This is a genomic window from Parvularcula mediterranea, assembly GCF_013085255.1.
Taxonomy (GTDB): Bacteria; Pseudomonadota; Alphaproteobacteria; order Caulobacterales; family Parvularculaceae; genus Parvularcula; species Parvularcula mediterranea.
Genome location: NZ_JABFCX010000003.1, coordinates 949,845 through 973,926 on the forward strand (window position 1 = coordinate 949,845; position 24,082 = coordinate 973,926).

The following is a 24,082-nucleotide window of genomic DNA, read 5'->3' on the forward strand; positions in this document are numbered from 1 at the left end:
GGAGCTAATATGAGTGAGTGGATGGGTCTCGACCCCGATGACAAGACCGCCGTCTTCATCGATGGCGCTAATCTCTACAAGACTGCGAAGACGCTCGGTTTCGACATTGATTACCGCAATCTCCTCGCGCGGCTGAAGCGCGAGACGCGGTTGGTCCGCGCGCACTATTACACCGCGATGCAGGAGGACAAGGACGCCGATTACTCGCCCCTTCGGCCCCTCGTCGATTGGCTCGACTATAATGGCTTCACGATGGTCACGAAGCCTGCGCGTGAGTTCGTGGGTCAGGACGGGCGCAAGCGCTATCGCGGCAATACGGACATCGAGCTCGCGGTGGACATGGTCCTCATGGCACCAAAGCTCGACTGCCTCGTCCTCTTCACCGGCAATGGTGACTTCCGCCATGCGGTCAAGCGCGTGCAGGAGCAAGGCTGCCGCGTCGTTTGCGTTTCCACTGTGAAGAGCCAGCCGCCCATGGCCTCGGACGATATCCGTCGGCAGGCAGATGAATTCATCGATTTGACCGACCTCGAAGGCGTGATAGCGAGAAAGGGCAATGCGCCCAAGCGCGACGACGACACTGACGAGGACGAGTGACCGCCATTCCCCCTGAGGCGCCGAGGGACTGCCCCCTCTGCCCGCGCCTCGTTGCCTTCAGAGAGGCTTGCGCTGAAGAAGAACCCTCATGGTTTAACGGTGCCGTACCGAGCTTCGCCCCCGTTGGCGGAGATGATGCCGTCCGTCTGCTGATCGTAGGGCTTGCGCCGGGGAAGACCGGAGCCAACCGGACGGGCCGTCCCTTCACCGGGGACTGGGCCGGGGACCTTCTTTACAGCTCTCTCCTGAAGGCGGGCCTTGCGCGCGGGACCTATGACAAGCGGCCCGATGACGGGCTCGAGCTTGTCGGCACGATGATCACCAATGCAGTCCGGTGTGTCCCGCCAGAGAACAAGCCGGTCGGAGCCGAGGTCAACAATTGCCGTCCTTTCCTCCGCTCACGGATCCTGAGTCTGCCAAACCTTGAGACGATCCTGTGTCTCGGCAAGATCAGCCATGACGCTGTCCTGCGGTCGTTTGGCGAGCGGGTGGCAGGCAAGCCCTTCGGTCATGACACGGACTATCAGATCGATGTCGACAGCCGTACCGTACGCCTGCGCTCAAGCTACCATTGCAGCCGCTACAACACGTCGACCAAGCGCCTGACCGAAGCGATGTTTGACGAAGTCATCGGCAAGTGCGCGGAGGATTGCGCCTAGCGGGCAACCTCTTCTTCCGGGCAATCGGGATAGTCGTAGGTCATGTTGAATGCCATCTCCTGCGGCTTGCCCATGATGCTGATCGACGCCTTCATCGCTTCGCTCACGGTACGCGGTGCGCCCTCGAAGAGCTCGAAACTCGCCTCGCGTTCGTAAGCCTTGATCCGTGCAACGACTTTCATCCTGACGGGCTTTAGGAGTGTTTCGCGATAGGCCGCGAGGTAAGGCATATCGCCACCCTCAGCGACGGTCAGCTCGATCTGGGAACGGTTCGACAGATCCTTCTCCGCCAGCTCCACGGTCCCATTGGGCAGATCGTTGAGGGTGAAGGTCACCAAGCCATCAGCCTCCCCTGTCCTCTCGAACGGGAGCGCAAAGAGCGAACGCAGTTCTTCATACTTGATGGCACCCATCGAGACCGACTGGCCGTCATCCTCTCCCTCATCCCGAGGCTCAGGCTCCTCCGTAGACTGCTCATCTCCTTCAGGCCCCTCAACCGGATTTCCGTCCTCGTCGATGACCACGGCCTTCCCATCCGCAGGATCAATGAGCAGCCGGGTGCTCTCATTTTCCTCGCCGGAAGCGAAGACCATGTCGACCGTGAAGGGGCAGCGCGGACCCTCCGTATAAGGAGCTTCCTGAAGGCGTGCGAGCACAGGGTCGGCGGTGGTGAGAAGCAGGAGCGCGATCATGGAACCATTAGGACGAGGCGCGGCCAGACCGTCAATCGCGTTTCCATGACGACATCGCAAGATGACCAATGGGCCCGTGTCCCTGACCAAGCCCGGGCGCAGCGGCGATCGCGGCGTGAACAGCCGCCACTGCCCGCTCGCACGCCTCGGGCAGCGTCAGCCCCTGCGCAATCCCCGTCGCCAGCGCGCTTGCAAGGCTGCACCCCGTGCCGTGGGTGTGCCGCGTTTCGATGCGCGGGTTCTCGTAGCGATAGACCTGCTCGGCGGTCACGAGCTGGTCGAGGAGGAGATCACCCTCGCCGTGTCCGCCCTTCGCCAGCACCGCCTTCGCGCCCATGCCGATCAGGGACCGAGCAGCTCCAACCGGGTCCTGCATCGCGTTCTGGCCGGTCAGCGCCTCAAGCTCAGGCAGGTTCGGCGTGACCACCGAAGCGCGACCAAGAAACTCTGTACGCAGAAGCTCGGCCACATCGCTATCGCCCAAACTGTCGCCGCTCGTGGCGACGAGCACCGGGTCGAGCACTAGGGGGATATCCGGCCAGGGCTTGAGCGCATTGAGGATGGCCCTACCCGAGCCTGCACTGCCGATCATCCCGATCTTGATGCAGTCAGCGCCAATATCCTCCAGAACGACCCTGATCTGCTCCCTGATGATCTCATCAGGAACAGGATGCACGGCATGAACGCCTTTGGTATCCTGCACCGTGATCGCCGTGACCGCCGTCGCAGCGTAGCCGCCGAGCGCTGTCACCGTCTTGATGTCCGCCTGAATCCCCGCGCCGCCGCCGGAGTCAGACCCTGCGATGATCAGGACACGGCCTTTCATTTCAGTCGCCATGCCACAACCAGAAGAATGGCTCCAACGAGCAACTCTCCTGCGTCCTGAAGGTAATGATGATAGTTCGGCATCTCGCGAAGGCCGTGGTACTTCGCCATGAACGACATCCACCTGAACGTCTCGCCCAGCAGGATCACGACACCCGATGCCCCCTTGACCAGGAGGCTGACCCCTCCAACCACGAAGGCAGCACGGGTGATCGTCGGCAGATCGAACGAAACGGCAGCCAGCGGCTTATCGGGAACGATCAGCACAGCGATTTTGCGGGCGTAGAGAAAGATCAGCACAGGGATTGCAACCCCGATGATCGCTACGGTAAAGCTGGCGCTCCAGTAATAGGCGGCATCTTTAGCAAAGCCCTCGGTAAAGTAGAGCGGGCTCGAGACGATCATGGTCAAAAGGCCGGGCAGCGCAACCATGCCTATGAAAGCCGCTGCGAGAACCCTCAGGAGCGCAAACGCAAGGTCGCGCATCAGACCGCTTTCTTCACCGCTTCGCAGATGTCATCGACCACGCCCGTCACGAGCGCCTCGTCTTCACCTTCGGCCATGACCCGGATGAGGGGTTCGGTGCCAGACTTGCGGATCACTGTGCGCCCGGCATTGCCGAGCTTTTCCTTACCGGCCTCGATCGCCTTCTTGACGCTATCCGTGTCGAGAGGATTACCGCCTTTGTAGCGGACATTCTTGAGGATAGACGGGAACGGATCGTAATTGTCGCAGACTTCGGAGACAGGACGCCCCTGCTCGGCAACGACCCTCAGGATATTCAGTGCCGTGACGAGTCCATCACCCGTGGTCGAGAAATCCGAAAGTACGACGTGCCCTGAGGGTTCGCCGCCGACATTCATGCCGCGCTCCCGCATCGCCTCGACGACGTAGCGGTCGCCGACTTTGGTGCGGATCAGGCTCATGCCGTGGCCGTCAAGGAACCGCTCAAACCCCATATTGGCCATCACGGTCCCGACGACGCCTTCACCGGTCAGCTTGCCTGCGCGCTGGAGCGAGCAAGCGATGGTCGCAAGGATCTGGTCGCCATCGACAAGGTTGCCCTTCTCATCGGATATGATGACCCGGTCCGCGTCACCGTCGAGAGCGATGCCGATGTCGGCGCGCACTTCGCGCACCTTCTCCTGCATCTTCTCGGGATGCGTTGATCCGCACCCGTCATTGATATTGAAGCCATTGGGTTTGTCACCGAGCGTGATGACTTCCGCGCCAAGCTCCCAGAGGACCACCGGCGCCACCTTGTAGGCTGCACCATTAGCGCAATCGAGAACGACCCGGACGCCTTCTAGATTGAGCCGCCTTGGCAGGGTCGCCTTGGCAAATTCGATGTAGCGGGGCCCTGCGTCATCAACCCGCTTGGCCCGGCCTAGGTTCGATGCGTCCGCAAGCCCGACCGATGCACCATCTTCCATCAGCGCTTCGATCTCGAGCTCGGTCTCGTCCGAAAGCTTGAACCCGTCAGGCCCGAAGAATTTGAGGCCATTGTCATGGAACGGATTGTGCGAGGCCGAGATCATCACGCCGAGATCGGCGCGCATCGAACGGGTGAGCATCGCCATCGCAGGCGTCGGGATCGGGCCGAGGAGGAGGACATCCATGCCCGCCGCGATGAAACCTGCGGTCAGCGCTGGCTCGATCATGTAGCCCGAGAGCCGCGTGTCCTTGCCGATCACCACCCTGTGCCGATGCTCGCCGCGACGGAAAAATCGGCCTGCTGCCGTGCCGAGGCGCAGGACGCCTTCAGGGGTCAGGTGCCCCTCATTCGACATGCCGCGCACACCATCGGTGCCGAAGACCTTGCGTTCTCTGGGATTATCGTCGCCGCGCATGGGCACCTCCGTCTTGCGGGCCGCTTAGCTCATAGCCGGTGAGGATAGGAAGAAGAGAAGAAGAGGTTGTGAAAACCGTCAGGTTGCTGCGATGGCTCTGGCCACCGCGAGGGCCTGCCGGGTTGCCTCAACGTCATGGACGCGGACCCAGTGCCAGCCTGCCGCTTGCGCCCTGAGGGCGGCAGCAATACTCCCGCCGACGCGGGCGTCAGCATCGCCCTGACGATCCAGCGCCGCGATGAACCGCTTGCGGCTCGCGCCCATCATCAGATCGCAGCCAAGCTGCCGAAAGCTTTCGAGGTTCTGGAGCAGTGCCAGATTATGCTCGAGGGCTTTCCCGAAACCGATGCCGGGATCGAGGATGATCTTCCCGCGAGAGATCCCCGCTGTCTCGCAGGTCTCGATCCGCTCCTTGAGAAACGATTGCACCTCCGAAACGACATCGGCGTAACGGGGCTCCTGCTGCATGGTACCGGGCTCGCCCTGCATGTGCATCAGGACAAGGTCGCAGCCGAGATCCGCGGCTGCGCCCACGCTCTCCTGAGAGAAGCGCAGCGCCGTGACGTCGTTCCAGATGGAAGCGCCAGCCTCCACGGCCGCGCGCGCCACTTCGGGCTTTCGGGTATCGATGGAGATGCGGGCATCCGATCGACTTGAGAGCCCCTCGATCACGGGAAGGACCCGGTCGAGCTCCTCCTCGACGCTGACGGGCACGGCGCCGGGCCGGGTGCTCTCTCCGCCAATGTCCAAGACGTCGGCGCCCTCTTCTACGAGGCGCAAGCCGTGGTCGATGGCTGCCTCGCAGCGGGCGAAGCGGCCTCCATCAGAGAAGCTGTCAGGGGTTACGTTGACGATGCCGAAGATCTTCATCGGCACCGCCTAGCGCCAGCGGCCTAGCGGCGGAAGCGGTTCCGCACGAACATGATCGAGTTCTTGGGAAGGTCGTCCGTCGGGCGCTGCCAAGGCGAGCTCTCCTCTGCGGGAGCGGTGTCAGCAGCACGGCGCACCATCGGCTGAGGCTCGACGAAGGAACGGCGCTCATCACCGGCGAAGTCGCGGGGAAGGGTCTCTTCCGCCGTCTCGACAGTCTCAGGCGCCTCCGCCACATCGTCGGCAAACGTCTCGCCATCATCGCTGAAGTCGTCGTCACCGCCGAAACCGTCGTCGGCGGCGGCAGCTGCTTCGCCGCCCTCAGGATCGAAACCCATGAGCTCGCCCGTGACGCGGCCGAAAATGCCGGCCATCGCAACGATCGCATAGACGTAGAAGAGACCGTAGATCAGGAGCGCAACGGCGCCTTGGCCCATCGAGAACAGCGCGAGCTGCAGAAGCGACACGGCGAATGCCATGACACCGTGCACGACAATAGCTGCGAGGATCAGGAGCCCAAGGAACTTCCAGAAGCGGCCACCGGTGAGGTTGAAGCCCTCCATGAAGGCGATCCGGCCGCTGAGCGCCGAGTGGATCGGGATAAGCTGGGCGCGGACCGGGAACCAGACCACGGCTGCGACCGCCAGAAGGCCGCCAAGGAAAATGAGGATCGGCTGGCTCTGCTGTACGCCAAAGATGATCAGGCCAATCACCGGCAATGAGGCAACGCCCATATAGAAGAGAGTTGCAAAGAAGAGGATGATCACCGCAGCGAACAGCGCCCACTCCGCATTGCCGAAACCAGGAAGGAACCCGGGACGCTCCTCCAGCCCAGCAGCCTTGCGGTAGAGATCGACCAGGGCCGGGATGAACATGATCGTCGCCGCGAGCTGCGCGAAGGTGATGAAGAACCACGCGCCCATGAAGTCGCCGAACTCCTCATTGGCGAAGATCATCTCGTCGTCCATGTCCTCGAGCCCCTCGAAGAACTCCTCGAGCTGGGTGGTGTCGGCATTCCAGCCGCCGAGCATGAGCTCGAGCACGCCGGTCTCGCTGAGGGCCGAATAGCCCGCGCCAAGCGCTGCGATGACGATGATGAGGGACAACCAACCGCGGCGGAGCGCAGCAGGGATGGCCGTAAAGCCGAATTGGAGACCGTAGGTGAGTGCGCCGATGGCGTGGAAATTCGGCTTCATGTGGCCCCCTGCCCTGGAGAAAACTTCTAACGCTCCGTTAACATCTAAGGTCGCGGTTGGGAACCGGAAGACCCGAAATCCCTAACGCGCATAAGAAAAAAGCCGGGCGCTGGGCCCGGCTTTCTTAAAATTCGAAGGATCGTCAGATCCCCTGGGGCTCCGCGCCGCCCACCGGCGGGTTCGAGCCGCCCGTGGAGGGGACCGAGCTTGGGGGAGGACCAGAAGGCTCCTCAGGCTCGTCACGAACGATCCGCTCGCCTTTGAGGAGCGCTTTGATCTCCTCGCCGGTCAACGTTTCGTATTCGAGAAGACCCTCAGAAAGCTTGATCCAGTCGTCGCGATGGGTCTCGCCAAGGATCTTGCGGGCCGTCTTGTCGGCATCGTCGATCAGGCCGCGAATGAGGTCCTCGATCTTCTTCGCCGTATCCGGGCTGATCGAGTTGGAGCGCGCAATCGACTGGCCGAGGAAGACCTCGCCCTCGTCTTCGGCGTAGGCGACGGGACCGAGCTCATCGGTCAGGCCCCATTGGGTGACCATGCGCTTGGCGATCTTCGTGGCCTGCTCAATGTCCGACGAGGCGCCAGAGGTGACATTCTCCTTGCCAAACTTCAGCTCTTCAGCGACCCGGCCACCCATCAGGATGGCCAAACGGCTCTCCATTTCGATCTTCGACATGGAGAAGCGGTCGCGTTCAGGCAGCTGCATGACCATGCCGAGGGCACGGCCGCGCGGGATGATGGTCGCCTTGTGGACCGGGTCGGTCTTTGGAACGTTGAGGGCGACGATGGCGTGACCAGCCTCGTGATAGGCAGTCAGGGCCTTTTCGTCCTCGGTCATGACGGTGGAGCGGCGCTCGGCACCCATCATGATCTTGTCTTTCGCGTCCTCGAACTCCTTGTTCGTCACGATCCGCTTGCCTCGGCGCGCAGCGAGAAGGGCTGCTTCGTTGACGAGGTTCGCAAGGTCTGCGCCCGAGAAGCCCGGCGTGCCGCGGGCGATATCCCGGATCTTCACGTCGGGGCCGAGGGGCACCTTCTTGATGTGGACACCGAGGATCTTCTCACGGCCCACAAGGTCAGGGTTCGGCACCACGACCTGACGGTCAAAACGGCCAGGACGCAGGAGCGCCGGGTCGAGGACGTCAGGGCGGTTGGTGGCCGCGATGAGGATGATCCCCTCATTGGCTTCGAAGCCGTCCATCTCCACGAGGAGCTGGTTCAGGGTCTGCTCGCGCTCGTCATTGCCGCCGCCAAGGCCAGCGCCCCGCGAGCGACCGACGGCGTCGATCTCGTCGATGAAGATGATGCAGGGCGCGTTCTTCTTGGCCTGCTCGAACATGTCGCGGACACGCGAAGCACCCACGCCGACAAACATCTCGACAAAGTCGGAGCCCGAGATCGTGAAGAACGGCACGCCAGCCTCGCCAGCGATGGCCCGTGCGAGAAGCGTCTTACCGGTACCAGGAGGACCCACGAGCAGCGCGCCCTTCGGGATCTTGCCGCCGAGACGCTGGAACCGCATCGGGTCGCGCAGATAGTCGACGATTTCCTCAAGCTCTTCTTTCGCCTCGTCGATGCCGGCGACATCGTCAAAGGTCACGCGGCCATGCTTCTCGGTGAGGAGCTTCGCCTTGGACTTGCCGAAGCCCATGGCCTTGCCGCTGCCCGCCTGCATCTGGCGCATAGCGAAGAAAATGAGGCCTAAGATCAGGAGGATCGGCAGGAGGTTCACGATGACCTGCAGGAGAAGCGAGGCCTCCTGCTCAGGCACCACTTCGACCGCGACGTCGTTCTCGTAGAGAAGCTCGGCCACCGTATCGCCCGAAGGCACAGCCACAACGAAGCGGTCGCCGTTTTCCAGCTCCCCGGTGACGTTGTCGTCCTCGATCCTCGCGCGCTGCACCTGGCCTTGTTCCACCTGGTTGCGGAACTGGCTGTAGGAAAGCTGGCTGACGCTCTGGGTCGGGGTCGCGGAGGAGAAGAAGTAGATGAGCATCAGGGCGACGACGAGCATCATACCCCAGACCATCCAATGGCGACCGTTCATGAGAAGTCCTTTCCAAGCGGGCCTTGAGATAAGCGCCCGCCGCTTAATATCTGATCACGTCACCGACGAAACGCTCCGATAACAGCGAGCGTGCCTGAAACGTGCCTTCTAGGTGAGATAAGAAAGCGTCACCCTGCTTCCAACCCGCAAGCGCCTGCGTCACGGCGTCTTGGGCCTGTTCGGGCAGATAGCGCAGAAGGTCACCCTCCGCGAGGCACGGCAGCGTCGCAATCCGCTGCCGCGCGCGGGTCGAGGTGGCAATGTCCCGCGGCATGAGTTGACCTAGCGGGCGGAGATCGAGGCTGGCGCGGGCCTGTACCGGAACCGTAACGATAAAGCGCCGGTCGTAGAGATGCTTGGAACCGGAAGGCGCCGGGACGGGCGTGAAGCCGGGGGTGCCGTCAGCGCGGCCCAGGAGCGCGGCAGGTTCGCGGAGGATCACAATCGGCGCCCAATAGTCTTCCTCCGCGTCACGCCAGTCAATCACGACGCCTGCGAACGTGGTGCGGCTACAAGGCTGAAGCTCGGGGATAGGCCGATCAGTGCAGTCGTCACCGATGGCCGATGCAAAAGCCCGGACCAGCTCATAATCCCAATCCTCAATGGCTCCGCCATGCTCTGGCACGAGCTCAGCATCGAAGAGGAATTTAGGAATGCCATCCCTATCAGCCGGGAAAACGCCCTGATCATCGCTCTGGCGCCCCAGCAAATACGAGATGTCACCGGTTGAATGCTCGAAACCGCTTGAAATTGCCTCTTGGATTGCTGCCGCCCGAGCCGAGGTCCCGCAAAGCGCCTCCACCGTCAGCAATCCCTGCTGCTCCAGCGCGGCGAGGAGTGCGCGGACCCGCACCCGCTCATACTTCTCATCATCATTGGACGGATCATCGACGAAGGGCACGCCTTGTGCCTCGGCGTAGGCGCGCGCGGCCTCTCTCCGTAGACCGAGCATCGGGCGGTGGAGGGTGATGAGCGCTCCCGGCCCTGCGGCGATCTTTCGCTCCGAAGGCATTCCGGCGAGACCCCGGCCTGCGCCCCGGCGGAGGCGCATGAAGACGGTCTCGGCCTGGTCATCGGCCGTGTGCGCGGTGAGGAGATGTTCGATCCCCATCCGCTCGCAAGCCTGGCAGAGGAGGCGGTAGCGCGCCTCGCGGGCGGCAGCCTGGATGCCGGTTGATGGTTTCTCACCGCGCCAGATCAGCGTCTCGTGGGCAATGTTCCGCTCACTGCAGAACGTCCTGACAGCCTGGGCCTCCTCCGCCGACCCTTCGCGGAGCTGATGATCCACGGTCAGCGCAACGATCGGGTGTCCCGCCTTCCACGCCCAGTGGAGGAGCGCGAAACTGTCAGCACCCCCCGAAACGGCAATGGCCGCGGCCTCACCGGGAGGCAGCGGCCATGGGATTTGGAGATCGGTGGTCAATGGCACTCCGCTTTCCCGGAAGCCCAGCGGGCTATCCGGGACCCATGGAGAAAGCCGTCTTCGCTTCGTCCACGGGAAAGGTCAGCCCATGGATCCCGAATAAGCGCTCATGCGCTTTCCGGGAAGACGGGATGGCTACGAACAGGTTGCCTCGCGCATTTGGCTCATGCGTGTACGGAGGTTCTCGTTCATGTCAGGATATTCCTGAAGGCCACGCTGCCAGACGCGGCAGGCTTCGCGAGTCTTCTCGGCACGGGCAAAGGCCTGGCCAAGCTTGAGGTGCGCTTCGGCCGCGCGCTCATGCTCTGGATACTGACGGATAAAATCGAGCAGCACCCGTGCAGCCGCGCCGAGGTCGCCCTGCGCAAGGTAGGTCTCGCCGAGATAGTAGGTGGCATCGCCCGCGCGGTCGCTATCAGAAAAATTCTCCGTGATCGCAAGGAACGCCCGCTCGGCATCGTCGTAGCGCGCTTCAAGAAGCGCCGAACGGCCAGCGCGGTAGGCAGCTTCCGCATCGGAGAACTCAGGCAGTGCGTCCGAAGCATCGCCGCCGGAGACGAGGTCCACAGGACCGCCGCCCGTAATGCCGTCCGAAGCCCGCGCTTCGACCGGACCCGAGGAGAACTCACCTTCGAGCTCTGGGTAGGCGAGAGAGATCAGCCTGCTGAGCTTGTCGTCCTGCTGGCGCATCATGAAGGAGAGGCGCTCGACCTCGCCATTGATCCGCTGGAGCTCGGACTCGATCGTCCCGATGCGGAGCATCAGGTCAGCATTGGCACCGCCAGCCTGCACAGGGGCGGTGCCGTCGGGGTTTGCGCCCTGGAAGCGCACCGGCGCGCCTTCGCGGTCCTCGCCAAAGACTGCGCCTTGCAGGTCAGTCAGCTGGCGCTCGATCTCCTCGAGACGGTCGCGCGTCTTGCGGTTCTGCGCTTCGGCATCGGTGGCCAGCCCCCCGGCCACGAACAGGAGGGCACTGAGGCCCCCGACAAAAGCTTTCATCATTTCGCCCTTTGAGACAGGTAACGGGCGATCGCTAACACAGGGCGGGAACGCTTTGTAGTTGAAAGCTGCCCAGATTCGCCCCGGATCAGAGATCCCGGGCCAGGGACAGGAGCAGGGCCTGCCCATCCGCCTCGAATGTGAAGCCCTGATAGAGCTCAGCCTCGGGGGCACCGAGATAGCGGTACTGGGCGCCGAGCCGCATCTTGTCACCGACGCGCCAGTCAATACCGCCCTTGGCCTGCCAGCCGAAGCCGAAGGCAATGTCTGAGTTCACGTCATCGGTGGCAGAGACCATCAGGCCCATGCCGATCCCGCCATAGGGTCTCACGACCCGGCGGGTGTTGCCGGATACGATGAGGTTGCCCATCAGCGCCGTCGTACCGATTCGCCTGTTTTCACAGTCAAAAGTCGTATCGCAGAAGGCGAAGACCTGGTTTCCGCCATTGGAGTTCCACCGGGCATGGAAGACACCGATCTCGCCCTCGACCCACACATTCTTCCGCTTTGGCGCGCCATAGGCGGCGAAGAAGGCCGAGCCTGCGCTGGTGGCGATCTCCGCCTCGGCCGTCTCGAAACCCGTGGGATAGGTGATGCTCTCACCGGACAGGGTGAAACCGCCCGCGCTCAATGCGAGGTAGCGCTTGGGTTCTGCGGCTTCGGCGGCTGACAAGGTGGCAAGCACCGCGATGGCGGCCTTGAGGAGGTGTCGCATGGAGGTTCCTGATCGCTTCCCGATGGATGAGGGTGCCGATTGCGGCTTAAGGGGGTTCTGACGCGATTGATCAAACCTTGCGCTTTTCTTTTGCGTAAGTGCCCATCCGATTGACCGCTGACAGCCCAGCCGAAGGGTGATAGCGGCGCTTCCAGACATGAACCTTGCGCCGACCCTTAGAGTTCAGACCTGGCTCAGGCACTCCGCCGAGAGGGCCGCGACCCTGACCGACATCAAGGTCTGGCTCCTCGCCGCGGTGACGGGTGTCCTCACCACCTACGGCGTTATCGGCTTCATCCTTGCGATCGAATGGATCACTGAGTGGGCCTATGGCGAGCCGGCCGAAATGCTGGCCGAGGGCGCGAGGGCACTCGCACCCTGGCGGGCGTTCGTCGTGCCGGTGGCCGGGGGCGTGATCGTCGGTTTCCTCCTCTGGTGGTCACGCAGGTCAGGCTGGATCTCCGATTTCCGGTGTCAGGGCGTGGCGGAAGTGATCGAAGCCCGCGCCCGCCCTCCGGGAGCGATCACCATGCGCGGCGGCCTCATCAACACCGCCGTCTGCGCGATTGCGCTGGGTTCAGGATCGAGCGCAGGTCGCGAGGGGCCTGCTGTTCTCCTAGGCGGAGCGTTCTCCGTTCTGGTCTCCAAGCGGTTTGGCCTCTCCGCGCGGGACAGCCGGACCTTGCTCGGCTGCGCAGCGGCTGCCGCGGTGTCGGCGGCCTTCAATGCGCCTATCGCAGGGGTCCTCTTCGCCCTCGAAGTGGTTCTGTCGAACTACGCCCTGTCGATCTTTGCGCCCATCGCTCTTTCCTCGATCATCGCGACACTGATCGCCCGGTATCACCTTGGCGATCTCCACCGCTTCGTGATCCCCGAATATGGCGGCGCTGCGCCCCTCGACCTCGCCCTCGGAGGCAGCCTCGGGCTGATCGCAGGGGCGGTGTCGATCCTGTTTCTCGTTGCCGCTGCTTGGGGGCGGTCGGCCTCGCGTTGGTCGGTCTCGAGGCTGAGACTGCCCCAGCCCCTCCTCCCCGTGATTGCCGGGGTCGGCATGGGCGCGGTGGGCATCGTGCTGCCCGAGGCCCTCGGCTATGGCTACCAGGCGACAACGGAAGCGCTGGCGGGGAATTATACGCTCGGCCTACTGACGATCCTTCTCCTCGCGAAGGTTTTCACGACAGTCCTTTGCCTTTCGTGCCGCTTCGGCACCGGCGTCTTCTCAGGCGGCATCTTCCTTGGCGCCATGTCAGGGGCGGCGTTCGGCATCGTCATGAACATGATCTTCGGACCGTTCATCGCCTCGCCGACCTTCTTCGCCATGATCGGCATGGGCGCCGTCTCAGGCGCCATCATCGGTGCGCCGATTTCGACGACGCTGATCGTTTTCGAACTGACCGGCGACTACACGATGACAGCAGCGCTGATGATCGCGGTCGGCATCGCAACCGTCCTGACACAGATCTTCTTCGGCACGAGCTGGTTCCACTTCCAGCTGAACCAGCGGGGCTACGACCTCTCCGAAGGCCCGCAGGGCGTCATCCTCCAGACCATCCGTGTGCGCGACGTCATGCGCCCGGTCCCCGACAGCGCCGCGCCGCTGGAGGACGACACGCCGCGCCTCTCAGCCAACCAGACCCTGGGCGATGCCCTTGCGGAGATGTCCAAGCTGAAGCTCGACGCCATGCCCGTGACCACCGCCAAGGATCAGAACAAACTCCTCGGCACCATCACCCAGATCCGGGCCCTCAGGACCTACAACAAAGCCCTCGTCGACAGCCACATCGAGCACCACCGCTAGGGCTGGAGTCCGGCGTAATCCGGACTAACGCCGCAGTCGCCTGAGGCCCCCGGCGCCCATCAGAACGGTCAGCATGAGCAGACCGCCCGCGGGTAATGGAACCACAAACTCGGCAGAGGCGCCGAGGCCATTGATCTCGAATGACTGACCGCTCGACAGGAACAGCGCCTCGCTGCAATCGGACGCATCGCAGAACCAGAACGCCTTTCCCACAGCAGGGGTGATTGTCGCAAGGATCCCGAGGGGCAGGCGCCCATCGGTCTCAAAAAGCGCGTCAGGGATCGGTGTGCTGAAGGTCGGCGTCAGCGTGTCGGAGGTGAAAGTGAATCCACCAACCGTCCAATCGTAGGAGACGTCGAGATCATCGGCATTGAGGAGACCGACATCATCGCCGGTTGCGGAGCCTTCGAAAGCCAGAAGGTCCCCCGCTACGAACCGGTAGAAATCCGCTACCGAGCAGCGATCCTCAGGCAGGGCCGAGAGCTCGATATCCCGAAAGGCCGGGATTAATGTGCCCGGGGTGCCGCTGCCGTCCTCGTTGAACACGGCAAGCTGCAACGTGCCCCCGCCGCCCCCCCCGCTGCCATCTGTATTGCAGACGCCGCCAGACCCATCGCTGGACCCGCCGGAACGCACCAACCGTGCATCCGCTGTTGTCGCGCACAGGAAAACCGCTAGCCCGAAGGCCGCCCAATCTCTTACCGTCACCATCCGCACCGCAGATCCCCCAAGAGCAATTGTTAACGTGCATTAAGACACAGGCAATGACCGGGCGCAAACCGGCCTTTCCCGAATTGCCCGTCGCCCCATGCCGCGCTAGCCCATCGTGATGACCCAACAGCCTCCGTTCCAAGTCCAGATCGTCCCCGTCACGCCCTTCCAGCAGAACTGCTCGATTATCCGCGCGGCCAATGGCGATGCGGCGGTGATCGACCCGGGCGGCGAGGTCGACAAGCTTCTCGCTGCCGCCGAGGCGATGAAGGCGGATATCAAGAAGATCTGGCTCACCCACGGCCATCTCGACCATGCGTCGGGAGCCATGGAGCTGAAGAAGCGGACCGGCGCGACCATCGAAGGCGCCCATCAGGAGGAGGTCTTCTGGTTATCCCAGATCGCTGAGCAGTCCCTGCGCTTCGGTGTCGATGCGCAGGGCGAGAACGTGGTGCCTGACCGCTGGCTCGATGATGGTGACACGGTGGAGATCGGGGGCGTCGTGTTCGACGTCTACTTCACCCCAGGTCACACGCCGGGGCATGTCGTCTTCCACCAAAAAGATGCCAGGCTCGCCTTTGTCGGTGACGTCCTCTTCAAGGGCTCGATCGGCAGAACGGACTTCCCGCGCGGCGATCACCAGACGCTCCTCAACTCGATCACCGAAAAGCTCTGGCCGCTCGGCAACGATACGAGGTTTGTATCAGGGCACGGACCGATCTCGACGTTCGGCGAGGAGCGCCGCTCCAACGCCTTCGTCGCCGATCACGTCCTCGCCGGGAACTAGGGTCTACTCCGCAGGCTGCGGATAGGCGCCCGGTAAGCTCTGTTTTGCTTCGGAAGGCACCTCTTCCCGCGCCAGCTCACGCGCCACGGCCGTGACGTAAGCTCGGCAGAGCGCCACCTGCACCACGGCGAACTCGAAGGTGAAGCTGATGAAGCTCGACGTCAGCCCCATCATCATGATGCCGATGCCGTAAATCGCCAGAAGCTCGCCGTAGACGACCATCTCCTTTGATCGCTCATCCTCTCGAGCACGCAGTTTCTGTGCGTTACCCATGGCCATCCGTATGCCCAAGATATGCGAGCCGGTCCATAGACTTACGCCGATGATGCCGGAGCCGAGGGCAATCTGAAGGTAGGAGTTGGTGAAGTCGACAAACCCTTCGCCGGTGACGAGGTCATCGAAAATCGGATCGAAGTAGTAGTATGAATCGCCAAAGAGCGGGTTCTGCCCCAGTTTCTGCATCGCAGTCTCAAAGAGCCGCTGGCGATAGTCGAAGGAATTATACCCTTCCATCGAACCAAAGTCGTAGTTGAGCGCGATCGGGAACAGGACAAAGACTGCGACGATCGCACCGAACATCACAAACTTCCGCAGGCCGAGACTTGGCAAACGGAAATAGATCAGCATGCCGAACATGGCGACGAACAGCAGGTATGCCGTCCGCGCTTTCGTGTCCTGAGCGAGGAAAAGCGCCAGGAGAACGCCAGCAAATACAGCAAGCTTCGGAAGCGTCAGCCACCTTCTGAGGCAGTAGAGCGTCACGCCGAGAGTGAGCATCATGTAGCTCAGGAAGAACGGGTCGAACTGAAGGGAGAGCCGGATACCGCCGTGCCTGATCAGGGCGAGGTAGTTGAACTCGGTGATCTCACCGTAGAAGTGCCAGTTTCTTGCCGACGAAAGAACCGCCAGCGCGCCGAGGCACAAGAGGAACACGAAGAAGGCCGTGAAGTAGGCCCGCATCCCCTCGTAGGATCCGAGCCACTTTCTCAGCACGAGATAGACGACCACCGTCTCGAGCACGTGCAGGACCTGAACCCTCAGCGCCGATGTGAACGTCTCGGGCGACCTGAGCAGCATCATAGCCCAGAAGACCGCGAACCCCAGGAACAGGATGTCGAGCAGCGCCCCGCCATCCTTGACCTTCTTCCGGCTCATCAGAAGCAGCGGGAGACCCATGAAGACCTGGAACAGGATGTCCGACCGCAGGATGACGAGGTAATTGATCCCCGGGAAAGGGACGTAATACGGAAACCGTTCCGGGATGATCAGGATGAGCATGACGAAGAGCGCCGCGCGCTTTTCGGGATCCTTGGGACTGATCAGCAGCCCTGCCACTAGGAGCAGGACGTATTTCAGAGGTGGGCTTCCAAAGACGAAGAGGATGCTCGTCAGGACGATGTAGGCGAGGAAGGTCGCCCGCCTGGTCTCGGCGTCACCCCACTTGGTCCAGGGCAGCCACATGGCTGCGCCCAGGATAGGCAGGAAAAACACCAGGTATTTGGCGGTGCTGGAAAGCAAGAGGCCTTGCTCCTCGATACGTCAGGACTGTCTTCCGACAAGAAAGTTAGCAGACGCGAAAAACCCGGCCGTTCACGAAAGCGTTTCCGTCTTGCCAGCCAGCACGCTACGCGCAACCTCTTGCCAACCTGCCCACGCTATATCCATCCTTGAGGGACAGTGACTGCCCCTCCCGACGTCACGCAAGGCCACGCCCCATGATTGAAGCCGTCCGCATGAGAGCCGGCAGGCTGCGCGACCTTCTTCTGCCTTCGCAGACCATGCGTGCGGCCGGCTCTGTGGCGGGCCTGACCTTCCTCGAGCTTTCCACCACCACGGTGATGAAGCTTGCGTCGAACCTCATCCTCGCGCGCCTCGTCGTCCCTGAAGCCTTCGGCCTGATCGCCGTTGCCATGACCATCAACGTCGCTATGACGATGATGTCGGACATCGGCCTCAGGAGCTCGGTCATCCGCTCCCCGAATGGCGCAGAGCCTGACTTCCTCAGGACTGTCTGGACGCTTAACGCGATCAAGGGCTTCCTGCTGTCAGCCTTTGTGGTCGGCCTTGCCTATGCCCTGACCCTCGACGGACCGCGGAGTCTCATTCCCGAAGCCTCGATCCTCGCCGATCCGGCGGCGCCTGCGGTCATCACTGTCACAGGCATCACGCTCTTCTTCGGCAATCTGAAATCCGCCAACGACCTGCGGCTCGAGCGTCACCAGAACGTGCTGCGCAATGTTCTCCTGGCCATCGCGGTTCAGGTCGCGGCGACCGTGACCACCCTCGTTGCAGCGTTTCAGGGCCTTGATGTCTGGGCCTTCGTGCTCGGTGTCGTGGTGGGCTCCAGTTGCCAGACGATCCTCAGCCACATCGTCCTTCCGGGCCCGCGCATGGGTTTCCACCTCGATATGGCCCATGTGAAGGAGATCATTTCGTTCGGGAAATGGCTCTTCCTCTCCACATTCCTTTTGCTGATCCTCCAGCGCGGCGACATTTTCTTCTTCGCCGGCACCTTCGATGCCCAGACCTTCGCCCTCTATTCGGTGGCCATCATCTGGTCGAAGGCCGCTTTCAACGTCTTCAGCCGCCTTCTGAACAAGGCCTGCTTCCCGGCCTTCAGCGCGGCATCGCGGGTTTCCCATGAGGAGATGCGCAAGACCTATCGGAAGCTGCGCCTGATCGTCGACGCCGTGATCGTTGCGACGGTTATCGGGGTCTTTTTCTGCGCCGAGTTCGCCTTCGAGATCATGTATCCGGAGAAGTTCCATCCGGCGGGCGGCTACCTGAAGATCCTCATCCTCGGCTTCCTCTTCCTGCCCTTCAACCTCATCCAGATGTGCGAGCTCGCCATGGGCAAGAGCCGCAAGCTCTTCATCGTGCAGCTCGCAGGCGCGACCTACACGGTCGTCGCGCTGCCCATTGCCTATGCTTTGGGCGGTCCGCTCGCGACCATGGCAGCTTTCGCAGGTCGTTTCGGCGTCAACGCGATCATCGCCGTCTGGCGCGCGAGCCCTGTCATCGGCATCCGCTGGCAGGATGAGATCCGTCTCCCCATCCTTTTCGCAGTGTTTCTGCTGTTCGCATTCACGAGCTGAGCCGCGAGCGCTGCGATAGGCAAAATCTAGTGTTGCGTTGACCGCTGGCGCGCATTAACGGCTCAGCCGTTTACGCGCGGTTTGCCTAAATTCGGGTCCCCCTATCTCGGACAGTGAGCCGCCGATCAAAAGCGCCTAGCCGGAGGAACCAGCATGCCCAGACGCACCGATATCGAGAGCATTCTCATCATCGGGGCGGGCCCGATCATTATCGGCCAGGCCTGCGAATTCGACTATTCCGGCGTCCAGGCCGTGAAAGCGCTGAAGGAAGAGGGCTACCGGGTGATCCTGGTGAACTCGAACCCGGCGACGATCATGACGGACCCTGAGTTCGCCGATGCCACCTACATCGAGCCGATCACTCCCGAGTTCGTTGCCAAGGTCATCGAGAAGGAGCGCCCCGACGCTCTCCTGCCGACCATGGGCGGCCAGACCGCGCTCAACTGCGCCCTCGCCCTCGAAGAAGACGGCACGCTTGAGAAGTTCGGCGTCGAAATGATCGGCGCCCGCGCCGACGCCATCGACAAGGCCGAGGACCGGGAGAAGTTCCGGGTCGCGATGGAGAAGATCGGCCTTGAGAACCCCCGCTCCGCCATCGCCTCCTCGCCTGAGATCCGCGACGAGAACGGCAAGCTGACGGGCTATGACCGGATCCAGGGCTATGCTCAGGCGATGAAGGCCCTCGACGAAATCGGCCTTCCCGCCATCATCCGCCCCGCCTTTACCCTTGGCGGCACCGGCGGCGGCATTGCCTACAACAAGGACGAGTATGCCGAGATCGTCCGTGCAGGGATCGAAGCCTCGCCGGTCGGGCAGGTCCTGATCGACGAGTCGCTCCTCGGTTGGAAAGAGTATGAGATGGAGGTGGTCCGCGACCGCGCGGATAACTGCATCATCGTCTGCTCCATCGAGAACGTCGACGCGATGGGCGTTCACACAGGCGACTCGATCACCGTGGCACCCGCCATGACGCTTACGGACAAAGAGTATCAGAAGATGCGCTCCGCCTCGATTGCGGTCCTGCGCGAGATCGGCGTCGAGACCGGCGGCTCGAACGTTCAGTGGGCGGTCAATCCTGAAGATGGCCGCCTCGTCGTCATCGAGATGAACCCGCGGGTCTCGCGCTCGTCAGCGCTTGCCTCGAAGGCCACGGGTTTCCCGATTGCCCGGGTCGCGGCCAAGCTTGCCGTCGGCTATACCCTCGATGAGCTGAGGAACGACATCACGGGCGGTGTGATCCCTTCGTCCTTCGAGCCGTCGATCGACTATGTGGTCACCAAGATCCCGCGCTTTGCCTTCGAGAAGTTCCCCGGCACCAAGCCTAATCTCTCCACCGCCATGAAGTCCGTAGGCGAAGTGATGGCCATCGGCCGGACATTCCAGGAGAGCCTGCAGAAGGCCCTGCGCGGTCTTGAGACCGGCCTTTGCGGCCTCGACCCGATTGCGGTCCCCGGCATTGGTGGTGACGATGATATCGCGGCGCTTCGCAAGGCCCTCAGCGCGCCAACGCCTGAACGCCTCCGTGTCGCGGCCCAGGCCATGCGCATGGGCCTGCCTGCCGAACAGATCCGTATGGTGACGGCTTACGATCCCTGGTTCATCGAGCAAATGCAGGGGATCATCGAGGCCGAGAAAGAGATCGAGCGCGCAGGGCTTCCTGCCGACTCAGCTGGCCTTCACAAACTCAAATCGATGGGCTTCTCCGACGAACGCCTCGCCCAGCTGGCCGAAGGCACGGCCGACGAAGTGCGCGAGCTCCGCGAAGAGCTCCGTGTGCTGCCGACCTTCAAGCGGATCGACAGCTGCGCAGGCGAATTCAAGGCGGCGACCCCTTACCTCTACTCGACCTATGAGCCCCACGGCGAAGACGAGGCCGATGTCTCGGACCGCAAGAAGGTCGTCATCCTCGGCGGTGGCCCGAACCGGATCGGCCAGGGGATCGAGTTCGACTATTGCTGTGTCCACGCAGCCTTTGCCCTCGCCGATGCAGACATCGAATCGGTCATGGTCAACTGCAACCCCGAAACGGTGTCCACGGACTATGACACGTCAGACCGTCTCTATTTCGAGCCCCTGACGGCCGAGGACACCTACGCCCTCATCAAGCGCGAGATGGAGAAGGGTGAACTGCTCGGTGTCATCGTCCAGTATGGCGGCCAGACCCCGCTCAACCTCGCGCGGCCCCTTGCCGACCTCGGCGTTCCGATCCTCGGCACCCCGGTCGAAGCGATCGAGCGCGCCGAGGACCGTCAGCAGTTCATCGACCTCGTCAACAAGCTCGATCTGAAACAGCCGCCGGGCGCCACCGCCGCGACCCGCGAAGAGGTCTTCCTCGCCGCCGAGAAAGTCGGCTACCCGCTGGTCACCCGCCCAAGCTTTGTCCTTGGCGGCCGGGCCATGGAGATCGTCCGCGACGAGCCTTCGCTTGCCAACTATCTCAACAACTCGAACGTTCAGTTCTCGGAGAGTGCGCCACTCCTCCTCGACCACTATCTCGACAACGCCACCGAGTGCGATGTCGATGCGATCTGTGACGGCGAGGATGTCTACATCGCAGGCATCCTCGAACACATCGAAGAGGCAGGCGTCCACTCAGGCGACAGCGCCTGCTCCCTCCCCGCCTATTCCCTCAGCCATGAGCTGCGTGAGGAAATGGCCCGCCAGACAAAGGCCCTCGCGCTGGAGCTCGGCGTGCGCGGCCTGATGAATGTTCAGTACGCGATCAAGGATGGCACCGTCTACCTGATCGAGGTCAACCCGCGCGCCTCGCGCAGTGCCCCCTTCGTCGCCAAGGCCACGGGCGTTCCGGTCGCAAGGATCGGTGCACGGATCATGGCGGGCGCGAAGCTTTCGGACTTCAACCTCAAGCCCTACCACCTCACCCACACAGCGGTGAAAGAAGTCGTCTTCCCGTTCAGCCGCTTCCCCGGCGTCGACACGGTGCTCGGCCCGGAGATGCGCTCGACCGGCGAGGTGATGGGCATCGACGAAGACTTCGACAAGGCCCGCGCCAAGTCGCTGATCGGCGCTGGCGTCACCGTGCCTCTCGAAGGCTGCGTCTTCATTTCGGTGAAGGACGGCGACAAGGAAGGCATCACCCGCGCCGCCCGGCGCCTCGTGGACATGGGCTTCTCCCTGATCGCCACGGGCGGCACGGCGCAGCACCTTGATGACGAAGGCCTGCCGGTCCGGAAGATCAACAAGGTCCTCGAAGGCCAGCCGCACATTGTCGATGAACTCATCAACGGCACGGTGCAGATGATCTTCAACACCACCGAAACGGCCCAGTCGATTCTGGACTCCCGGTCGATCAGGACCACGGCTCTCCAGCGCAAGATCCCCTGCATCACGACCCTCAACGGAGCCCATGCAGCGGTGCGCGCCATCGAGGCATTGCGCAGGGGCGGCCTTGAAGTCAGGCCTCTGCAGTCTTACAACCGCTGATCCACTACACCGCAGACGCAACACGGCTCTGCTCCTTCGCGGAAAGGCGATGACATGGACAAGTTTCCGATGACCAAGGCTGGCTTTGACAAGCTGGAGGCGGACATCAAGCACCTCAAAAGCGTCGAGCGCCCGGCTATCATCCAGGCGATTGCCGAGGCGCGTGCCCATGGCGACCTGTCCGAAAACGCCGAGTACCATGCCGCGAAAGAGCGCCAGTCCTGGATCGAAGGCCAGGTCCTCGACCTCGAGGACAAGCACTCCCGCGCGCAGGTCGTGGACATCTCCTCCCTCGAAGGCCCGACCGTCCGCTTCGGCGCGACCGTCACGCTGATTGATGAGGATACGGAAGAAGAGAAGCGCTACCAGATCGTCGGTGAGCTGGAAGCAGACCTGAAGGTCGGCCGTATCTCCATCGGCTCGCCCATCGCCCGCGCCCTCATCAACAAGGAAGAGGGCGATAGCGTCGAGGTCGCAGCCCCCGGCGGCAGCCGCGTCTACGAGATCGAGAAGGTCGAGTACCTCTGATCAGGCGAACGCTGAGGGTTAACCAGCCTTGAAGCTTTACATCCTAAGGTGGCGGGAGCCCTTGGAGCTCTCGCCATGATCAGCACCGTCCTCGCCACTGAGCTCCTGAACCGCCGCCTCGTGCAGGCCGAGACGCAGGCGCCGCCCCCGCAGGTTCGGAGGGAGACGGACTATTTCCGCGCGAACATCGGCGAGGTGGAGACGCCTGAAGACCTGCTCGCCGACTTTCGCCTCTACCGCTACGTGATGACCGCCTACGATCTAGAGGGTGCGCTCGACGCCAAGGCAATCATCGGGCGTGTTCTGGAGGAGGGGAGCGATGACCGCTCCGATCTCGCGAACCGCCTCAACGACGCGAAATACCGTGAGCTGACGGATGCCTTGGGCTTCAGTGTTGCCGGCAATCTCAAGCTTCAGCTGCCGGACTTCCTCGATAAGGTCGCGAGCCGCTACCAGCGGGTGCAGCTCGAAATCGAAGCCGGTGAGACGAACAATGGCGCACGCCTGTCCGCCTATTTCGACCGCAAGATCGGGGAGGTGTCCTCATGGTTCGAGGTCCTTGCCGATCCGCCGTTGCGTGATGTCATGTTCACGGCGCTCAGCCTTCCACAAGAACTTCAGGGTGCTGACATAGACAAGCTTGCCGAGCGGTTCGAGAAGGCGATTCCTCTGCAGGACTTGAAAGACGAGGCGAGGCGCGAGCAATTCCTCTATCGTTTCGCCATCAATAACGACATCGTCCAGACGCAGGTCGCGAGCGGTAGCGCCGCCGTCAGGCTCCTCGCGGCATCTGCGCCCCAGACCAACCTCACCCTCTGAAACCACGAACGCCCCCGACCTTAAAAAGGCCGGGGGCGCCGCTGGTTCTGAACCAGGGTTCGGGGAGAGGAAGCAGGCCTTCCCTTGAGGGGACAGTGCGGGAAGAGCCTTGGGATCCTAGTTCAGAATTTCAGGCCATTCGGCATCGGCTTTGGTGATGAAGCCGTCGATATCGGCGAGCCATTTCTTCTCGATGCCGTCATTGTAGTTCAGGTAGAGCTTGCCATCGACGATGTTGGCGTTCTTTGGGTTGCCCCAAGCGAGCTTGCCGTTGGCGACGGCCCATGCACAGTACCCACCATATTGCGGCGCATAGGCGTCAGGATCGGCGACGAACGTGGCGAGACTCTCGGCTGAGGCGAAGTGGAACTCCGCACCCTGATAGGTGGTGGAGAAGTCCGCCGACCCTTCGACGCCCTCGCCGGAGAAGAAGCTCACGACGTCATAGCCGCCAGCGGCGACGTTGTTGAACCGGCCGGTGGAGACCGGGTCAGCGGCATAAGCGGCGGCGGGGATGGCGGTGGCTGCTGCGATACCGAAGATCGCTGCGGTGATGATTTTCTTCATGAGGGGTCGTCCTCGTGGCTGCATGACCTCTTGTTCGCGCTCCTCCGAAAAGGGTTACGCAGATCTTTCAGAGGGCCGGACGCCAGAACCAGGCAACCGCTAGGCCCAGAAGAATTGCGCCAAGGCTATAGGGCCGCATAAACCGTTCCAGAGGTGGAACGACCATGGCGGCAAAGCGCTTGTGGAGTGGGTACAAGAGCCCGATCGCCAAAGCGCTCAGCGCAAGGAAAGCCCCTGCGATCATCGCCCAATCCGGCTTCGGGAAGCTCTCGCGATCGACGATGACAGCAACGCCGATCAGAAAACGTAAGCAGGCTTCGAGACTGTTCGCCCACAGGCTGGAGCCGAAACCCCGCCAGAACCGGAACGCTGCTGACGGCGCCACGAGGCCGATGCCGCCGATCACCACGAGGAACCCGATGGCCCCCGCAATGATGATCTGCGCAGCGAGGATCATGGC

General features: G+C 62.5%; 22 protein-coding genes. 8 read left to right on the forward strand and 14 right to left on the reverse strand.

Features of this window, described 5'->3' with window-relative positions:
- The first annotated feature begins 9 nt into the window (after positions 1 to 9).
- Both HK107_RS13440 and HK107_RS13445 read left to right on the forward strand, forming a co-directional pair.
- On the forward strand, positions 10 to 597 hold the full coding sequence (locus HK107_RS13440; RefSeq protein ID WP_233061513.1) for a LabA-like NYN domain-containing protein: 588 nt from the start codon (positions 10 to 12) through the stop codon (positions 595 to 597).
- Positions 594 to 1,256, forward strand: coding sequence for a uracil-DNA glycosylase (locus HK107_RS13445; protein ID WP_173200649.1), 663 nt, complete (start codon positions 594 to 596; stop codon positions 1,254 to 1,256). Before HK107_RS13440 ends, HK107_RS13445 begins: the two co-directional genes overlap by 4 nt.
- On the opposite strand, the gene HK107_RS13450 is transcribed toward HK107_RS13445, so the two are convergent.
- The 10 genes from HK107_RS13450 to HK107_RS13495 all read right to left on the reverse strand — a co-directional run bounded on the left by HK107_RS13450 (position 1,253) and on the right by HK107_RS13495 (position 11,873).
- Positions 1,253 to 1,948 (reverse strand): hypothetical protein, encoded by a 696-nt coding sequence (locus HK107_RS13450; protein WP_173200651.1) that lies wholly within the window; start codon positions 1,946 to 1,948, stop codon positions 1,253 to 1,255. The genes HK107_RS13445 and HK107_RS13450 overlap by 4 nt on opposite strands.
- 31 nt (positions 1,949 to 1,979) lie before the next feature.
- Complete coding sequence (gene thiD / locus HK107_RS13455; protein ID WP_173200653.1) at positions 1,980 to 2,774, reverse strand: bifunctional hydroxymethylpyrimidine kinase/phosphomethylpyrimidine kinase; 795 nt, start codon at positions 2,772 to 2,774, stop codon at positions 1,980 to 1,982.
- Positions 2,771 to 3,259 (reverse strand): hypothetical protein, encoded by a 489-nt coding sequence (locus HK107_RS13460; protein WP_173200655.1) that lies wholly within the window; start codon positions 3,257 to 3,259, stop codon positions 2,771 to 2,773. The genes thiD and HK107_RS13460 overlap by 4 nt, the downstream gene beginning before the upstream one ends.
- Positions 3,259 to 4,623, reverse strand: coding sequence for a phosphoglucosamine mutase (gene glmM, locus HK107_RS13465; RefSeq protein WP_173200657.1), 1,365 nt, complete (start codon positions 4,621 to 4,623; stop codon positions 3,259 to 3,261). Before glmM ends, HK107_RS13460 begins: the two co-directional genes overlap by 1 nt.
- A gap of 78 nt (positions 4,624 to 4,701) precedes the next feature.
- A complete protein-coding gene (gene folP / locus HK107_RS13470; RefSeq protein ID WP_173200659.1) occupies positions 4,702 to 5,493 on the reverse strand; it encodes a dihydropteroate synthase in 792 nt (263 codons plus the stop codon).
- Between the two features lie 23 nt (positions 5,494 to 5,516).
- A complete protein-coding gene (locus tag HK107_RS13475) occupies positions 5,517 to 6,689 on the reverse strand; it encodes a hypothetical protein (RefSeq protein WP_173200661.1) in 1,173 nt (390 codons plus the stop codon).
- 142 nt (positions 6,690 to 6,831) lie between these two features.
- On the reverse strand, positions 6,832 to 8,736 hold the full coding sequence (gene ftsH / locus HK107_RS13480) for an ATP-dependent zinc metalloprotease FtsH (RefSeq protein ID WP_173200663.1): 1,905 nt from the start codon (positions 8,734 to 8,736) through the stop codon (positions 6,832 to 6,834).
- A gap of 43 nt (positions 8,737 to 8,779) precedes the next feature.
- Positions 8,780 to 10,159, reverse strand: a complete 1,380-nt coding sequence (gene tilS, locus HK107_RS13485) for a tRNA lysidine(34) synthetase TilS (RefSeq protein ID WP_173200665.1) — start codon at positions 10,157 to 10,159, stop codon at positions 8,780 to 8,782.
- Between the two features lie 135 nt (positions 10,160 to 10,294).
- Positions 10,295 to 11,158, reverse strand: a complete 864-nt coding sequence (locus tag HK107_RS13490) for a tetratricopeptide repeat protein (RefSeq protein ID WP_173200667.1) — start codon at positions 11,156 to 11,158, stop codon at positions 10,295 to 10,297.
- An 88-nt stretch (positions 11,159 to 11,246) separates the two neighbouring features.
- Positions 11,247 to 11,873 (reverse strand): outer membrane beta-barrel protein, encoded by a 627-nt coding sequence (locus HK107_RS13495; RefSeq protein WP_173200669.1) that lies wholly within the window; start codon positions 11,871 to 11,873, stop codon positions 11,247 to 11,249.
- Between the two features lie 157 nt (positions 11,874 to 12,030).
- Between HK107_RS13495 and HK107_RS13500 the strand changes: the two genes are divergently transcribed.
- Positions 12,031 to 13,671 carry a chloride channel protein gene (locus tag HK107_RS13500; protein WP_173200671.1) on the forward strand — a complete coding sequence of 547 codons (1,641 nt, stop codon included), beginning with the start codon at positions 12,031 to 12,033 and terminating at the stop codon, positions 13,669 to 13,671.
- Positions 13,672 to 13,695: 24 nt separating this feature from the next.
- Here the strand turns inward: HK107_RS13500 and HK107_RS13505 are convergent, their stop codons facing one another.
- Positions 13,696 to 14,217: a VPLPA-CTERM sorting domain-containing protein gene (locus HK107_RS13505; protein ID WP_173200673.1), complete on the reverse strand. Its 522-nt coding sequence runs from the start codon at positions 14,215 to 14,217 to the stop codon at positions 13,696 to 13,698.
- A gap of 283 nt (positions 14,218 to 14,500) precedes the next feature.
- Here HK107_RS13505 and HK107_RS13510 point away from each other — a divergent pair, with 283 nt between their 5' ends.
- A complete protein-coding gene (locus HK107_RS13510; protein ID WP_173200675.1) occupies positions 14,501 to 15,169 on the forward strand; it encodes an MBL fold metallo-hydrolase in 669 nt (222 codons plus the stop codon).
- Between the two features lie 3 nt (positions 15,170 to 15,172).
- Here HK107_RS13510 and HK107_RS13515 read toward each other — a convergent pair whose 3' ends face one another.
- A complete protein-coding gene (locus HK107_RS13515) occupies positions 15,173 to 16,687 on the reverse strand; it encodes an O-antigen ligase family protein (protein ID WP_173200677.1) in 1,515 nt (504 codons plus the stop codon).
- Positions 16,688 to 16,884: 197 nt separating this feature from the next.
- On the opposite strand from HK107_RS13515, the gene HK107_RS13520 reads away from it, so the two are divergent.
- From HK107_RS13520 to HK107_RS13535, 4 genes are all read left to right on the forward strand, one after another.
- Positions 16,885 to 18,264 (forward strand): oligosaccharide flippase family protein, encoded by a 1,380-nt coding sequence (locus HK107_RS13520; protein WP_173200680.1) that lies wholly within the window; start codon positions 16,885 to 16,887, stop codon positions 18,262 to 18,264.
- A gap of 153 nt (positions 18,265 to 18,417) precedes the next feature.
- Complete coding sequence (carB, locus tag HK107_RS13525; protein WP_173200682.1) at positions 18,418 to 21,708, forward strand: carbamoyl-phosphate synthase large subunit; 3,291 nt, start codon at positions 18,418 to 18,420, stop codon at positions 21,706 to 21,708.
- A 54-nt stretch (positions 21,709 to 21,762) separates the two neighbouring features.
- Positions 21,763 to 22,236, forward strand: a complete 474-nt coding sequence (gene greA / locus HK107_RS13530) for a transcription elongation factor GreA (RefSeq protein ID WP_173200684.1) — start codon at positions 21,763 to 21,765, stop codon at positions 22,234 to 22,236.
- Positions 22,237 to 22,311: 75 nt separating this feature from the next.
- Complete coding sequence (locus HK107_RS13535; protein WP_173200686.1) at positions 22,312 to 23,055, forward strand: DUF1217 domain-containing protein; 744 nt, start codon at positions 22,312 to 22,314, stop codon at positions 23,053 to 23,055.
- Between the two features lie 117 nt (positions 23,056 to 23,172).
- On the opposite strand, the gene HK107_RS13540 is transcribed toward HK107_RS13535, so the two are convergent.
- Complete coding sequence (locus HK107_RS13540) at positions 23,173 to 23,622, reverse strand: YHS domain-containing (seleno)protein (RefSeq protein ID WP_173200688.1); 450 nt, start codon at positions 23,620 to 23,622, stop codon at positions 23,173 to 23,175.
- A 67-nt stretch (positions 23,623 to 23,689) separates the two neighbouring features.
- Positions 23,690 to 24,079, reverse strand: a complete 390-nt coding sequence (locus HK107_RS13545) for a hypothetical protein (RefSeq protein ID WP_173200690.1) — start codon at positions 24,077 to 24,079, stop codon at positions 23,690 to 23,692.
- Positions 24,080 to 24,082: the final 3 nt, after the last annotated feature.

What these genes read in the sequence shown, in the direction of transcription:
- thiD (WP_173200653.1), bottom strand. Translation starts at nt 2,774, where the DNA reads ATGAAAGGCCGTGTCCTGATCATCGCAGGGTCTGACTCCGGCGGCGGC.
- HK107_RS13500 (WP_173200671.1), top strand. Translation starts at nt 12,031, where the DNA reads ATGAACCTTGCGCCGACCCTTAGAGTTCAGACCTGGCTCAGGCACTCC.
- glmM (WP_173200657.1), bottom strand. Translation starts at nt 4,623, where the DNA reads ATGCGCGGCGACGATAATCCCAGAGAACGCAAGGTCTTCGGCACCGAT.
- folP (WP_173200659.1), bottom strand. Translation starts at nt 5,493, where the DNA reads ATGAAGATCTTCGGCATCGTCAACGTAACCCCTGACAGCTTCTCTGAT.
- HK107_RS13495 (WP_173200669.1), bottom strand. Translation starts at nt 11,873, where the DNA reads ATGCGACACCTCCTCAAGGCCGCCATCGCGGTGCTTGCCACCTTGTCA.
- HK107_RS13545 (WP_173200690.1), bottom strand. Translation starts at nt 24,079, where the DNA reads ATGATCCTCGCTGCGCAGATCATCATTGCGGGGGCCATCGGGTTCCTC.
- carB (WP_173200682.1), top strand. Translation starts at nt 18,418, where the DNA reads ATGCCCAGACGCACCGATATCGAGAGCATTCTCATCATCGGGGCGGGC.
- HK107_RS13535 (WP_173200686.1), top strand. Translation starts at nt 22,312, where the DNA reads ATGATCAGCACCGTCCTCGCCACTGAGCTCCTGAACCGCCGCCTCGTG.
- ftsH (WP_173200663.1), bottom strand. Translation starts at nt 8,736, where the DNA reads ATGAACGGTCGCCATTGGATGGTCTGGGGTATGATGCTCGTCGTCGCC.
- HK107_RS13450 (WP_173200651.1), bottom strand. Translation starts at nt 1,948, where the DNA reads ATGATCGCGCTCCTGCTTCTCACCACCGCCGACCCTGTGCTCGCACGC.
- HK107_RS13460 (WP_173200655.1), bottom strand. Translation starts at nt 3,259, where the DNA reads ATGCGCGACCTTGCGTTTGCGCTCCTGAGGGTTCTCGCAGCGGCTTTC.
- HK107_RS13440 (WP_233061513.1), top strand. Translation starts at nt 10, where the DNA reads ATGAGTGAGTGGATGGGTCTCGACCCCGATGACAAGACCGCCGTCTTC.
- HK107_RS13520 (WP_173200680.1), top strand. Translation starts at nt 16,885, where the DNA reads ATGATTGAAGCCGTCCGCATGAGAGCCGGCAGGCTGCGCGACCTTCTT.
- HK107_RS13510 (WP_173200675.1), top strand. Translation starts at nt 14,501, where the DNA reads ATGACCCAACAGCCTCCGTTCCAAGTCCAGATCGTCCCCGTCACGCCC.
- HK107_RS13475 (WP_173200661.1), bottom strand. Translation starts at nt 6,689, where the DNA reads ATGAAGCCGAATTTCCACGCCATCGGCGCACTCACCTACGGTCTCCAA.
- HK107_RS13490 (WP_173200667.1), bottom strand. Translation starts at nt 11,158, where the DNA reads ATGAAAGCTTTTGTCGGGGGCCTCAGTGCCCTCCTGTTCGTGGCCGGG.
- greA (WP_173200684.1), top strand. Translation starts at nt 21,763, where the DNA reads ATGGACAAGTTTCCGATGACCAAGGCTGGCTTTGACAAGCTGGAGGCG.
- HK107_RS13540 (WP_173200688.1), bottom strand. Translation starts at nt 23,622, where the DNA reads ATGAAGAAAATCATCACCGCAGCGATCTTCGGTATCGCAGCAGCCACC.